Consider the following 13,441-nt stretch of genomic DNA (forward strand, 5'->3'; position numbering starts at 1 on the left):
GAGCATTCAAATTCATCGAATGTTTAAAACACTGGATTAAACTTTTAAATCCAAGTCTCATTTATCGCTCTCCTGTTGATATTTACATCAAATAAAAACGATGTGAATAATATGTCTCCTCTCGTACTTAACCATTCATTTCACCCGCGATAGACCACGTTAAAAACTATTTGACGTGAATGTATCATTCATCACGCCTCATTTTTCTAAAAACGGTTTGAGCCCTATCAAACATTTTCTTTTCAGTTACAGCCCCTTTCACCGAATAAACAAATAAAACAATACAAGCCATTGAATTAAAAAAGGAATTTAATTCAACCCTTTTCAGTATCTATCTATTTATCAACATGAAAAAGTGAACTTGTCTTGTTAACTGCACGGCACAAAAAACATTATCAAAATAGAAAAATTACAAATGAGGGAATTGTTAATGATCCGAATAAACAGAAGTCTCTTAGCAACCGCAGTGTTGTCTGTTCTATCTACTGGCGTAAACGCAAAAATTTACCCAGACCAAATAGTCCATGACCAACTTGGTGACGATGTATGTCGCTCTGGCTATCGCCCGTTAGATCGTTTTGAAGCCGAAGAGCAAAAGAGTGCTTTGCTGGCTAGGATGGGCACTTGGCAGATCACTGGCTTAAAAGGAAACTGGGTGATCATGGGCCCGGGATACAATGGCCTTATTAAACAAGACACAACCAACGGCAAAACGTTTTGTTATCCGAACAATGACCAGTCTGAAATTCCAAACTACTCTGCTAAATCGGTTCCAGAAGGCAGCGAGTTGGATGTTCAATATGAGCTGGTGAATAACCGTAATGATTTTGTGCGTCCGTTAAGCTATTTGGCTCACAACCTAGGTTACGCATGGGTCGGCGGCAACAATAGCCAGTACGTGGGTGAAGACATGACGATCAGCCGCTCTGGCGACAGCTGGGTGATACAAGGAAACAATGGTGGTTCTTGTACCGGTTATCGCTGTGGGGAAAAAACTAAAATCACCGTCGACAACTTTGCCTACACCGTTAACGACGACAACTTTTGGCATGGCGATGTTATCGAATCAGACCGTGAACTAGTGAAGACGGTTTACGCGACTGCAAGGAACAACAGTAATATCGCTCAGCAAGTGGTTGTCGACCTGAAAGTGGATGAATCAACAAACTGGTCCAAAACGAACAGCTACGGATTCTCACAAAGTGTTCAAACAGAGAATACGTTTAAGTGGCCTCTTGTTGGCGAAACTAAGCTCACCATTAAGTTCGAAGCGAACCAAAGCTTCTCTAAATCCAATGGTGGCTCTACGAGCGAGCAAGTGACACTTCAAGCGCGCCCAATGGTTCCAGCAAACTCAGAGCTGCCGATTCGAGTTGAGTTGTACCGTTCAAGTATCTCCTATCCGTACCGATTCAACGCCGACATTAGCTACGATGTGGAGTTTAACGGCTTCCTTCGTTGGGGTGGCAACGCATGGCACACACATCCGGACAACCGCCCTTACAAAGCTCACACCTTCACTATGGGTCGCGGTGGTGAGAAATCTGCAGACATTCGCTATCAATGGGATCACCGATACATTCCAGGTGAAACCAAATGGTGGGATTGGGGTTGGGCAATCAAAGAAGCGGGCTTATCTAGCATGCAATACGCAACAGGCGGAAGCTTACGTCCATTCCACTCTTACGTATCGGGTGATTTCTACGCGGACTCTCAATTTGCAGGCACCATTGAGATTGGCCAAGCAACACCGATTACCAACAATCTACGCAGCAAAAGAAGTACCAACTCCGTCAATGAAACGACTGAACGCATTGGCGATATTGAAGTTACCACCAACTTTAATGCTGATGAGTTGAGTGACTTAGGTTTCGAAGGTGCTGAGATGAACATTAGTGTCGTCGAATAACTAGATTGTAAATAACTACTCTGTGAAGAACTAGGTTGTTTCATAAGAACGGCACACAGATCTACAAGCAATAAAACGCAAAAGCCCACGACACGTCGTGGGCTTTCATACATTCAATTAGGAAACGGTGAACTACACAGGTTCTTCCATCAGAAGCTTAACGCCCAACCCCACCAGCACCATGCCCGTCACACCTTCCATCCACTTCATAAAGCTCGCATTCTTTAGCAAGTTTTTAGCCGAGTTAAGCGCGCCAGCTAAGCCACATTGCCACACCATCGCAATCATAAAGTGGACCGAAGCCATCAACATAGATTGTAATAACGGCGAGCCTTCAGGGTTTACGAACTGAGGAAGAAAAGCCAAATAGAAAACCGCCGTTTTCGGGTTTAGCACATTCGATAAGAAACCTTCACGCAAAGAACGTTTGGCACTGTAGGCTTGATGAGCTTGCTCGCCAACCTTCAACCCGCCACCATTTTTAATCAAAGCGCGTAAACTGCTTAAACCAAGCCAAATCAGGTAAACCGCACCCACCATTTTAACGGCTTGAAAGAGTTCGGCTGATTGAGCAAGAATCGCAGAGATACCCACCGCAGAGAAAAAGGCGTGCACATAAAGACCGCTACAGATACCAAAGCTGGTCATCACGCCGTCAGATAAGCCAGAACGGCTCGTATTGCGAATTACCAATGCCGTATCTAAACCCGGCGTTAGCGTTAAAATAGTGATGGCAATCAGAAATGCCTCAAAGTTCAAAATATCCATATCATTGTCATTCTTGTTCAGCGATCTATCATCAATACCGTGTATCTGAACAATTCGCAAGCAACAATTGCCATCAGCTATACAACTCACTGATTTTGTGCACAATGGTACAGTTTAATTTGTTAACAAATAGTAAATTACTGGCATATCACTGCCCTACCTTGTTCAGGCTATATCTTCTACTGGAAGAACTGCCTTAGAAACAAAGTGAAGTGACCAACTTCAAAGTACTAAACATCGAGATGCCCCTTAAACTGATGCAGCCTTATGGGTCATTTAAAGAAACCAAATTAAGAGTAGTCAAATGAGCGCATTCAAAAAACTAGTCGAACACTCTCAAAAATGTTCACGCTTTCAACACCTAGCCTCTATCTGTGGTTGGGACCAAGCTTCCATGATGCCTGCTGGCGGTAACCAAGCACGCAGTGAAGCAATGGCCGAGCTTTCTGTTCATATTCACGGCTTAATGACTCAACCACAACTTGGCGATTGGGTTGCAGACGCTGAAAACGAAGCACTAAACAACGACCAACAATCATCACTTCGTGAAATAAAACGCCAATGGCAACAAGCTAACCTACTTCCAGAAAAACTGGTTGAAGCGAAGTCTCTAGCGGGTTCAAAATGTGAACATGCATGGCGTAGCCAACGTGGAGAAAATGACTGGGTTGGTTTTGAAAAGAACTGGCGTGAAGTCGTTGAGCTATCGCGTGAAGAAGCACAAATCCGCGCAGACGCCGCTAACTTAACCCCTTATGATGCGATGCTGGATATCTACGAACCGGGCACCAGCTCTGCTTCATTGGATGTCTTATTTGCAGACGTTAAAACATGGCTACCAAGCCTGATTGACGAAGTGATCGAAAAACAATCGAGCGAGCAATTTAACGCGCCATCGGGTATCTACTCGACAGAGAAACAGAAAGCACTTGGCCTAGAAGTGATGAAGCTGCTTCAATTCGATTTCGAACACGGCCGATTAGATGAAAGTGTTCACCCTTTCTGTGGTGGTGTTCCTTCAGACGTGCGAATCACGACTCGCTACGATGAAGCTGAATTCGTTCAAAGCTTAATGGGCATCGTCCATGAAACAGGACACGCACGTTATGAGCAAGGCTTACCTAAACACCTAGCAGGCCAACCAGCAGGTGAAGCTCGCTCTATGGGTATCCATGAATCTCAGTCTCTGTTCTTCGAGATGCAAGTTGGCCGCAGTGACCCGTTCATCGGACACTTAGCTAATCTAGCAGGACAACAGTTCTCAGGCTCAGAATTTGAGAAAGATAACTTCCAGAAGATCTACACTCGCGTGAAGAAAGACTTCATCCGTGTTGACGCCGATGAGCTGACCTACCCAGCGCACGTGATTTTACGTTACGAGATTGAGCGTGACCTGATTAACGGCAAAATCAAGCACACTGATGTTCCTGAACTTTGGAATACTAAGATGCAGTCTTACCTTGGTTTAAGCACTCAAGGCAACTTCACTAATGGCTGTATGCAAGACATCCACTGGACAGATGGCGCATTCGGCTACTTCCCATCTTACACACTAGGTGCGATGTACGCGGCTCAGTTCATGGCTTCAATGAAGAAAACGGTCGATGTGAATTCAGTGATTGAAAGCGGTGATTTATCACCTATCTTCACTTGGTTAGAATCGAACATTTGGAGCAAAGGTAGCCTACTAACCACTGATGATTTGGTGAAAGGCGCAACTGGCGAAACCTTGAATGCACAGTACTTCAAGGATCACTTGAGAAGTCGTTACCTCTAGTTATAAAGATCGGACGGTAGCTCTAACTATCGTCCTAATCTAAAGTGTAGGAGTAACATTGAGAATAAGCTCTACACCGTTTTTCTGTCAGAAAAAGTCTGGGCTGGGCTCTAAATTGACTGACTATTTAGAACTTTTTTGTAGTAAATACGCTTATCTTGAACCTTTTTTAAATAGTTACGTGTTTCTTTATAAGGGAAATCATTAATCAACGATGTATACACCGCTGCTGGGCTCATGCTATTCACAGCGCCTGGTAATAACGATAGTTTCGCTTTCCCTGAAAAATGTTTAGCCACTGCACCTATGCCACCATTATATGAAGATATCATCAGATAAGTTCTTACTTCATTATGTTCCACACGCTTGAGGTAGTGTTTATCTAATATGTTTAAATAACTAGTACCAATATCGATATTAAATTCAGGGTTAAACAAAACTTCTGGTGGAAGAAGCTTCTCTTCGCCAAGATATCGCTTAGTAACATCTTTACCTGCAGACGTCGGTACAACTTGCATTAGCCCATAAGCTGGTATGTGCGATTGTGCCATCGGGTTAAAATGACTTTCCGTATGCATAATTGCTAAAATTAATGCAGGCTCAACATTCCATTTATTTGAAATTTTGTACACATATGGAATATAAGTTTGAGCTCGGCTTTTTATGGTATTTTGCGAAACAGCCATGCTCACTCGACTAATGCTCAAACCATTTTTTTGCCTATATAACTCTCGATTTTGAGAACTTAAAACTTTAGTTGCATCAAGCTTAGGGAGCACTTTTGTAGAGGCAATATCATTGTCCGCTCTTACATTATTTGCAGCCAATACCTTATCACTCGCGAATGCTTGTTGAGTGGTCTGCGTTTCAAGTTCTTTAATCTGATGTTGAACGATCTTATCTACTTCATCAGCCGATAAGTTGTCATCCAATACTTCAATAACAATAACACCAGTTTCAAAGTTAACAGAGCGCTTCACTGTGTCGTCGTTAGCATACTGAATCCATTGAGTCTTACTGGTTAATTCAGGATTATCCCATTTCGTCGCAAGCTCCTCTTTCACTCTATTAAAAGCATCTAAATAAGCTTGCTTAGATTGGTCAAATCTTTGATGACGTTGTGCTTTAGTTTCGGAGAAAGAAGACAGAGTTTCCATCTTCTTTCTCTCAAACTCGTTCACACCACTAGAAGCACTCACTGAGGCTAAGCTAGGAATAAAACAAACACCAAAGACGAGTAATAGTTTCTTTAACTTAACCACAGTAACATACCTTACATATTTAAAGCTGTTGCGATGTCGTCAGCAAGTTTTTGATTTTGCTCCACCGAAGATACGTTATTTTGCGTATTGGGTTGCTGCTCTTGGTACTTATCAACGATTTTTTCCACGTTTTGTTTAAACACTTGGCGAGGTAGACCTAAAAGAACATAGAAGTAACCATCTGGGCCACGTAGAGAACGGATTGTTTCTACACCTTCCAATACAACATTTGATACAGAGTCTAGGTCAGCAGAAGTTGCTTGCGTCCCACCAACGGCACCATCAACGCCAAGAGTACCCGTTTTGTTTTTAACAGAAGTGATAATCTCAGTTTTAACTTGATCAGCAAGTTCTTTTTGACCCTGTTGAATCGCTAGGTTTTTCTGGTGAGCGATACCACCAGCAGTGTTACCACTAAACCCTACTGCACTGCGCATATACTCATCACGATTGGCTTCTGCATTACAAACCCAAGCAGGCGCAGGAACCGTGTTAGCACTATTACCAAAGTAGTAACACTCGTGAACAACAGGACTTGCAACTTGCTGTGCTGTTTGTTGCTGTGTTGTTTGACAACCAGTTAAAGCAGCTGCAACCACTGAAAGCATAATCAGTTTTTTCATTATTTTCCTTGATTTCTATTGATTTGAGAGGGCTAACCTTAATAAAGACTAATTAAAAATCATCTTCATCAATTAGTGGAGCATTAAGCAAAGTTTGACTCTTGGACACTGTTTTTATGTTATTGGAACTTTGAATAATAGCACTTGGTTTTACTTCTTCTGTTTTTGAATCTACCTGAAGTTGTTGCAAAGCTTCCCCTGCCGCGCGATTAGCATTATTACTACGATTAGCCTCTGCTGCAGATTGAAACGCTGAATACTCTAAACCAAGAGCCTCTGCCGCACTACGTCCGGAAACGCCGTATGCTACTACGTAAATTTTTTCTTTAGAGATTGGATGAACAACCGTTTTACTCATCAACTGTGACATACCATTTACCTGACGATTCTCTACTGACTGTCGAGTTGTCTCTGCAAAACTTGTTGCAACTTCAGTGTGGTCTTTTCCACCTAACTCACCAGTTCTAGTTTGCATTGCGACTTGAGCTTGCTTATGCGTTTCTACATCTGCATAAAGCGCCATTACAGCTTCTTTCTTAGCCATCAGGTCCGCAATACCTTTATTCTTGCGCAACTTTGCAGAAGAACCACTTGCAGGCATTGCATATGCACCAACAAACCAACGAGCACCAGTGTGATCAACATAAGTACGTGGGCCAACAAGCGTTGCTGCATCTTGTTTTGCTAGCCACTGTTGGACTGAAAGAGCCTTTTTAGGTTTAAGTGCCTGTTCTTGACTTGTAATAATGTCCTTTGCACCTTGTTCTAGTTTTGGACTCCAAACGGTTAGAACTGCAACTTCATAACGCTCTTCTTCTGCATTCCAAGACTCAGATTGTGCAAGAATAGATGTCCCCATAAGAGGTGCCTTGGCTAAAGTATCAACCATACTGGTGGCTTCTAGAGCTACAGAGCCTTTAATCGCTTCTGCCTTTGCTACGATCTCTTCATGTTCCACTTGTGCCTCTTCGTAACGAGCTTTTGCTTTCTCATACTTTTTGAGCTTCTTCTCTTCAATTTCACCAGAAGAGTATGCCGCATCAAGCTTCTTAATCACTGCATCCATAAAAGCTTGACCACGGTCTTCATACGTTGCCCCTTGAATGTGAGCTGCTTCAGTGGCATCTACTTCAATAAGCAATTTAGTTAATGTCTTTTGGCTGCTAGCAATTTTCTTTTCTAGCTTTATAAACTTCTCATTAAGCTCAGCATGCACATCTGTACCTGGCGCACTTAGTTGATCGACCGCACTCATCTTCGTACGCATAAATTCCACAACTTTAGCTTTAGCACCCATAGTCGCGAGAGTTGCAAACATAGAACGCTTGATTACAAACGCATCATCATAAGTCGGATCGTCATTATCGAAAGTTTCACTATGAACGACAAAAATACGCTTCTTATCCGCATCCCAGCCTTGTTGCCAACCTCTGGTTACCATCAAATCACGAAGTTGATCTTCCGCAGAAACATAGTTCTCTTCGGTGATTTCAATCTGTTCATAAGGTTTTTCTGTCATGTCGGCAACCGCTTCGAGTGCAGGAGTACTTTCTTGAGCGATAAAGTCAGCAGCACTTGCTGTAGGGAGCATTGCAATACCAATTACCAATGCTAACGGAGTTAAAACTTGCTTCATGTTATTCACCATTTATTTGCTTTTTCGCCCATGACGAGAATGATTTTTGTTGGTCAATCAGCTTTAGCCAACGAATTAAATTATTCGCAATTACTGGCTCGGCATCTTTGATAGATAGATAGAGATACACCCAAGATTCTGCTGACTCAGGTTCTAGGAGGATAGATTGTGCAGTTGCAGCCTTGAACAGATCTTCTTTACCAAGAGCCCTCGCTATATCCGCCAACATTTTCCAATTTCTTGCCTGTTGGGGCGCAAGGTTGATAGCAAGCGTTAGATCCTGGATTATCTCATTGGCATTTGTTCCTGCTGAGAAATTAGCCTGCGCTTTTCGATAAAGTAGATCAGCGAGTTGAACACTCGGATTTATGTTTTCAAATTTTACCAACCCGTTATTTAATATCGCTGTTGCTATAACTTTATTAATATCATGGGCTGAAAATGGCTTAGCACTGAGCGAACAAAAGCTTGCATTACATAGTTCAACAAGGTCGTTAGTATTTAAATTAACGGACAACACTTGGTTACCATTAATAAGTTGATAAATATCAGCTAATTTTCTTTGACCCAAACTATGCAAATACTGCTGAGTTAACACAAAATCTTTACGCTCCAGAGCCATCAAAATTAAGCTCACAGCGCTACTCTCAACTTGGTTTCGCGGAATGATCACGCCGTTAGACTTAAATTGTTCTCTATCTAAGACCACCACATACTCTTGAGTACAAGAATCCGTTTGGCTATTGCGATCGAATAAAAGTTTATGCGTTAATGCCGTCCGAGCATTAAGTCTCATAGATACATCTTGTTTAATGTCACTCCGTAAAGGCTGCATAATTCCTTTAATCTCAGAAGAGAAAGAAACGCTTCGCACGACTACTTCTTTAGCGAGCATCGTATAAAAAGTTTTTTCAGCAGCTTTAGACTCCGCGGTACCTGCAAATTTTTTGTTAGTTAAACATTGTTGCTTTACAACGAAGAAAACCCAGTTTCCATCTTCGTAAACACCAGTCTCGTTATCTGATAACTTTGTTTGATAGGCGTCCGATGCACTTTGAGCTGCTACAGACTTAATGAACAGACAGCTACAAGCAAGAAACATCGATAACAGTTTTTTATTAGTAATCATTTTATCTCTTCGAACTGTGCTTACTTAATAACAAGCGTAGATTTAGAGGTGTCTAACAAATATCCCATGAACGGGTTATTCTCATTGAAATATTGGATAAAATTATCAACTGCATTTGAATATGATGATTTCTTTGAGCCGCTACTGCGTCCTCCAAATGTAACCGTTTTGGACACAATCACTGGAGACCCTAACTCTACAAACAGTTTAATTTTGTCTATACGTTGCCCATTTACTTTTGAGCCATCCGAATTAACATTGATCTTCACTGGCTCACACGAAACCAATGTATCAACCGTTATTCCTGACGATGCCAGCACTTGCTCAACCATAGGTTCAAACATTTTTCGCTCAAAAGATGAGCTCCCTTTGTAGAAGACCTTTATGCAGGATTTATTACTGTATTGGTTGAGCTTCTTATTCAAAGATAGAAATGAGGCGTGAAATTCTTTTCCTTTACTTGAATCCTCATAAATTATCGACGCTCTCTCAGCAGCAAGAGCGATCTTTTCTTGTCCACTAAGTAGCTTAAGATAGTCTTGTAGAGTTAACTCATTTAAAACCAACTGCTTACTATATTCACTCGCGGTGATGGCTAGAGTCCGCTCATATAGTGCAATCAAGTCGTTCTTTCGAATCTTACCCATCACATAATAAACCCCATTGTATCTCTCTATATGAGGCCACATCAGCTCAGGTAAAAGCACATTATTCGCATTCGACTTACTGATCGAAGACGTTTCTAAAGTTCCTTCCAACCGAGTAGTATTGACTACTTTCGAAATAGCAAAGCTATGTGTAGAACGAATTGAAGAGGCAATCTGGTTCTTGGCATCTAACTTAGCATTAGCCAATGAATCCCCCACGCCAATGCCAGTGAAAGTACTAGGGTCACTCGCTATATTCAGCGTCCATGTTGGCTGAGCGCAAACGACATTTGACACTAAGAGCAATAGTAAAATAACGTATTTCATTTTCATCCCGTGCTAGCGTTATTAACTATTTATAATTTTAAATTCCGCGCTGCGGTTTTTAATGTTGATAGCATGTGGTCGGCGACCTTTACCTTCTATTTTGAAAGTTCGGTAAATCTCACTTAAGCTCTGTTCAAACGCTTGACTTAGCGGGCCTGAGTAACGAAAATCTAATGTCATCGTTTTTCCATTTTTATCCCAGTTCCATGTTTCTACCTGGCCACTAGTTCCGTTATTTAAGACATGTTTAAATAGATCCACATCATTGCGCTTCGCGTTTCTTAAAACTATTTTGTATACGGTGCCTTTTTCCGCATGACGAGCAAGCGACTGAATAACCTCAATACCCATTTTCTTCTTCAATTGCTTATATGCGATATGTTCCGAAACTTGTTTTGAGCGGCTAATAGGATCTACATAGATACGACTTTTCAAGGGATCATTAATAATTGTGAATAAAACATCACCTGTGTAATTGTCTTTTAACGCGATACTGACGGATGTTTCAATGCCTTCAACACCTTTGTGATTCTCCACTTGTTTTTGGGTTTGGGTTAAGTGGAAGCTATGGGTTGCTTTCGTTTTACCATCGTTAGTTGCAAAACCTAGTTGTTCTAATTCGTCCGTCAACCAATCCGTTTTGAGGCTATTTTGCGATTGAATATCGAAAACAGGCTGACCGAGAATAGAAGTGTAAAAACCCACATCATTAAGTAGCTTGCCCGAGTTCACCTCCGCTTCGATGATTACGTAGTATTGACCCCTAGCAATGTCTTCGTCGAGCATTTCATAAGCACTTACATATCCTTCAGTTTTTGTCGAAATAGCTAGTGCTATAGCTTCATTAAACTTCCCAGATTTTCCTTGTAACATGACGCCTTGAGTTTGCTGCACCGCATTTTGCATAGCATTAATGAGAGCAAGCTTGCGAGCTTCTGCCTCGCCGTGCTTCATATCTGCCAAGCCTTTTGATTCAACAAATTGATTAAATAACACACTTTGAGCTACTGTTTGCGATCCTCCAGTAGAAATAACCACTGTGTTACCACCATCAGTTGCCGCTGATCCGCCTCTTAGACGACTTACTTGGTTAACATCTGTTTCAGTAATGACCATCGCTACAAAATAGTCACCATCGTAAGAACCGGATTTTAATTCTTTCACCGCTGAAAGCGTGCCTTTAAAGCGGGTGTTGACTACATCGATAAATGACTCTTCTGAAAATTCTCTCTCACCCTCACCGTCCGAAACAGTGATGTATTTCATCGAGGCCGCAGTGGTACCACTAGTAGTCACACCATTTATCATTTCATTGAGTTTGCGTAAGGCGTCTAATCGAGCTTCTTCTAATCCTTTATTTTCATTTTTCTTACCAGAAAAGCCCATTGCTACTACGTAATAACCTGTAGCCGCACTTTTCCCTGACACAGTTCCTCCTCCTATATCGAATAGATGAAAGACGTCATCCATTGGTTCAGTAAAGCTTGCTGAGCTAAACATCAGAGAAAAAGTGATCAACAAGTACTTTTGGAAAATGTTACGTAGCAACGACATACTTATAAGGCCCAATCTTCTGGAGTCCCTACAGACACGGCATAGACTTTGTTACGCTTCAAATAATCTTTCCCCATTGCCTCAAGCTTTTTTTGAGTATCTTCAGCATCAAGATCGCCCTCTTTCCAAATAAACATCACTCCAGAACCACTTTCTGACTTCGGGGTTACTTCACCCGATGCGATAGGAATATCTAGGCCATCATCACTAAGGAATAAAATTACCGGTTGCTTAGTTGCGAAACCCTGGTTTATCCCTGAATCAATAGCAAAACGGCCGTTACGGTAATTGGTAACACGGCCACCCACTGGGTAGTAATCCATCGTGCGATTGACCAGTACTTGAATCGCTTTTTGAGCAGCTTCTTTGTAAGCTTCTTGGAGTTCATTCTGGTTACGAAGGTCGAAGCCTCCTAAGAATTTATCTTCCATCATAAAGAATCGCTTAGCAGGCATGTTATGACGTATTGGTTCAAATGAATGAACAATACGACCGGTATTTGGCTCTACAACTTTTGTTGTGACTAAGCTTCTAAAAATAATCTCGTTGTGATCACTTTTCTTTTTAACAACGGTTCCCAGAGATACTGATGTTTCAAATACATAATCAGGATTCAACTGGTCACCACGAGAGATTGCCCCATTTTCTTGTGTGTTTTCGGCTTGATAAGCAACTTCATACTCACAAGAGTCACAATTTCGAGTTAAAACTTCATAGCGTTTTGTTCGAGCAAGCTCATTTTCTAAGAGCTTTGCAACAATTCCATTATCTATACTGGTTTTCTCTGCGTCTTTCTCAAATCGAATATGATCTACGTAAGCAGCAATTGACATTTTAGTGAATGCTTTAACGTCATAATTACTCGGTAATTCTATATTATTGCTATCAAACAACGCTTCACGATTAACCTTATTGATTTTTGAATTCGCACTTATATCCGCTTCAGAGTTAATTTTTAAAGCCGTAGATTGGCATCCAAACAGAAAGATCGCTGCACAAAGCAGACTAATAGTTTTTTTCATATTCTTATAATTCAGGTATTTCGTTACTGGAGACAAGATTAAATAAAAGCCAGTCGAAACTGGCTTTTAGGGGAATTATTCAGCTGAGTTGAATGCTGATATAATTTTGTAGTTTTGATATGCAGAAACGATTGTAGAGTCCAAGTAATCAACCTGTTCGATAGTAGTTTCAATCAAATCTGTTTCGGCCATCAATTGACTGAACTCAACCCCAGAGATCATAGAAGTTGTATCAAGAGCAAGGAAGTGGCTAGCATTCGAAAGAGCAACGGTTGCAGCTTCACCTAGGCCAGACATCATTTCATCAGCAATTGATGATTCCATGAAATTGTCTACAGTTTCTTTTTGTTCAGGTGTTAGCGCTTCATAAATCGCCAGCTTTTCTTCTTCTGTTTCAGCAGCTTCTGTTGCAGCGAAGTAATTACCTAGCTCAGGTGTGCTTAGAAGTTCGTCAGTGTAGCGCTCGTAAACTGGCTTAGCTGCAAGAAATGCCGTGTTCACACTAAAACGCGCAACTTCTAGCTCTTGTACTGTAGATGGCTGGTAGCCTTCTGTATTTGAGACTGCGTAAAGCTCAGCACCTTCATTGCGAAGGTCTTCGTAAGAAACCGCTTCTTGACCACCGATCATTGAACAACCAGAAACCATAGAAGTTGCAAATACCATTGCTAGTAAAGTTTTTTTCATTTTCAAATGCCTTAATTAACTCATATCCATATGATTTGAATAGCACCCCTAACTTGTATAGTACGATATATTGTATGAGAGGTATGATATACCATTTAAA

11 protein-coding genes are annotated in these 13,441 nt (G+C 41.4%); 2 read left to right on the forward strand and 9 right to left on the reverse strand.

Translation table 11 applies throughout. From position 1 onward, the window contains the following. Positions 1–430: 430 nt before the first annotated feature. Positions 431–1,909 carry an aerolysin family beta-barrel pore-forming toxin gene (locus ITG10_RS00255; protein ID WP_017632523.1) on the forward strand — a complete coding sequence of 493 codons (1,479 nt, stop codon included), beginning with the start codon at positions 431–433 and terminating at the stop codon, positions 1,907–1,909. A gap of 132 nt (positions 1,910–2,041) precedes the next feature. Here the strand turns inward: ITG10_RS00255 and ITG10_RS00260 are convergent, their stop codons facing one another. Next, entirely contained in the window at positions 2,042–2,677 is a 636-nt protein-coding gene (locus ITG10_RS00260; protein WP_017632522.1) for a LysE family translocator, read from the reverse strand. A 304-nt stretch (positions 2,678–2,981) separates the two neighbouring features. On the opposite strand from ITG10_RS00260, the gene ITG10_RS00265 reads away from it, so the two are divergent. Then, positions 2,982–4,454 carry a carboxypeptidase M32 gene (locus ITG10_RS00265; RefSeq protein WP_248386606.1) on the forward strand — a complete coding sequence of 491 codons (1,473 nt, stop codon included), beginning with the start codon at positions 2,982–2,984 and terminating at the stop codon, positions 4,452–4,454. A gap of 110 nt (positions 4,455–4,564) precedes the next feature. Here ITG10_RS00265 and ITG10_RS00270 read toward each other — a convergent pair whose 3' ends face one another. The 8 genes from ITG10_RS00270 to ITG10_RS00305 all read right to left on the reverse strand — a co-directional run bounded on the left by ITG10_RS00270 (position 4,565) and on the right by ITG10_RS00305 (position 13,341). Further along, positions 4,565–5,716, reverse strand: coding sequence for a transglycosylase SLT domain-containing protein (locus ITG10_RS00270; RefSeq protein WP_248386607.1), 1,152 nt, complete (start codon positions 5,714–5,716; stop codon positions 4,565–4,567). A gap of 11 nt (positions 5,717–5,727) precedes the next feature. Then, on the reverse strand, positions 5,728–6,339 hold the full coding sequence (locus ITG10_RS00275; RefSeq protein ID WP_017630549.1) for an LPP20 family lipoprotein: 612 nt from the start codon (positions 6,337–6,339) through the stop codon (positions 5,728–5,730). Between the two features lie 52 nt (positions 6,340–6,391). Continuing rightward, positions 6,392–7,975: a hypothetical protein gene (locus tag ITG10_RS00280; protein WP_248386608.1), complete on the reverse strand. Its 1,584-nt coding sequence runs from the start codon at positions 7,973–7,975 to the stop codon at positions 6,392–6,394. Position 7,976: 1 nt separating this feature from the next. Further along, positions 7,977–9,104, reverse strand: a complete 1,128-nt coding sequence (locus tag ITG10_RS00285) for a hypothetical protein (protein ID WP_248386609.1) — start codon at positions 9,102–9,104, stop codon at positions 7,977–7,979. A gap of 20 nt (positions 9,105–9,124) precedes the next feature. Next, positions 9,125–10,078 carry an LPP20 family lipoprotein gene (locus tag ITG10_RS00290; protein ID WP_017630552.1) on the reverse strand — a complete coding sequence of 318 codons (954 nt, stop codon included), beginning with the start codon at positions 10,076–10,078 and terminating at the stop codon, positions 9,125–9,127. 21 nt (positions 10,079–10,099) lie between these two features. After that, positions 10,100–11,506 (reverse strand): hypothetical protein, encoded by a 1,407-nt coding sequence (locus ITG10_RS00295; protein WP_206598105.1) that lies wholly within the window; start codon positions 11,504–11,506, stop codon positions 10,100–10,102. A gap of 128 nt (positions 11,507–11,634) precedes the next feature. Further along, on the reverse strand, positions 11,635–12,654 hold the full coding sequence (locus ITG10_RS00300) for a hypothetical protein (RefSeq protein ID WP_017630554.1): 1,020 nt from the start codon (positions 12,652–12,654) through the stop codon (positions 11,635–11,637). 75 nt (positions 12,655–12,729) lie between these two features. Beyond that, positions 12,730–13,341, reverse strand: a complete 612-nt coding sequence (locus ITG10_RS00305) for a hypothetical protein (protein ID WP_017630555.1) — start codon at positions 13,339–13,341, stop codon at positions 12,730–12,732. Positions 13,342–13,441: the final 100 nt, after the last annotated feature.

Source organism: Vibrio sp. ED004 (assembly GCF_023206395.1).
Lineage (GTDB): Bacteria > Pseudomonadota > Gammaproteobacteria > Enterobacterales > Vibrionaceae > Vibrio.

What these genes read in the sequence shown, in the direction of transcription:
- ITG10_RS00265 (WP_248386606.1), top strand. Translation starts at nt 2,982, where the DNA reads ATGAGCGCATTCAAAAAACTAGTCGAACACTCTCAAAAATGTTCACGC.
- ITG10_RS00280 (WP_248386608.1), bottom strand. Translation starts at nt 7,975, where the DNA reads ATGAAGCAAGTTTTAACTCCGTTAGCATTGGTAATTGGTATTGCAATG.
- ITG10_RS00290 (WP_017630552.1), bottom strand. Translation starts at nt 10,078, where the DNA reads ATGAAATACGTTATTTTACTATTGCTCTTAGTGTCAAATGTCGTTTGC.
- ITG10_RS00300 (WP_017630554.1), bottom strand. Translation starts at nt 12,654, where the DNA reads ATGAAAAAAACTATTAGTCTGCTTTGTGCAGCGATCTTTCTGTTTGGA.
- ITG10_RS00305 (WP_017630555.1), bottom strand. Translation starts at nt 13,341, where the DNA reads ATGAAAAAAACTTTACTAGCAATGGTATTTGCAACTTCTATGGTTTCT.
- ITG10_RS00255 (WP_017632523.1), top strand. Translation starts at nt 431, where the DNA reads ATGATCCGAATAAACAGAAGTCTCTTAGCAACCGCAGTGTTGTCTGTT.
- ITG10_RS00260 (WP_017632522.1), bottom strand. Translation starts at nt 2,677, where the DNA reads ATGGATATTTTGAACTTTGAGGCATTTCTGATTGCCATCACTATTTTA.
- ITG10_RS00275 (WP_017630549.1), bottom strand. Translation starts at nt 6,339, where the DNA reads ATGAAAAAACTGATTATGCTTTCAGTGGTTGCAGCTGCTTTAACTGGT.
- ITG10_RS00285 (WP_248386609.1), bottom strand. Translation starts at nt 9,104, where the DNA reads ATGATTACTAATAAAAAACTGTTATCGATGTTTCTTGCTTGTAGCTGT.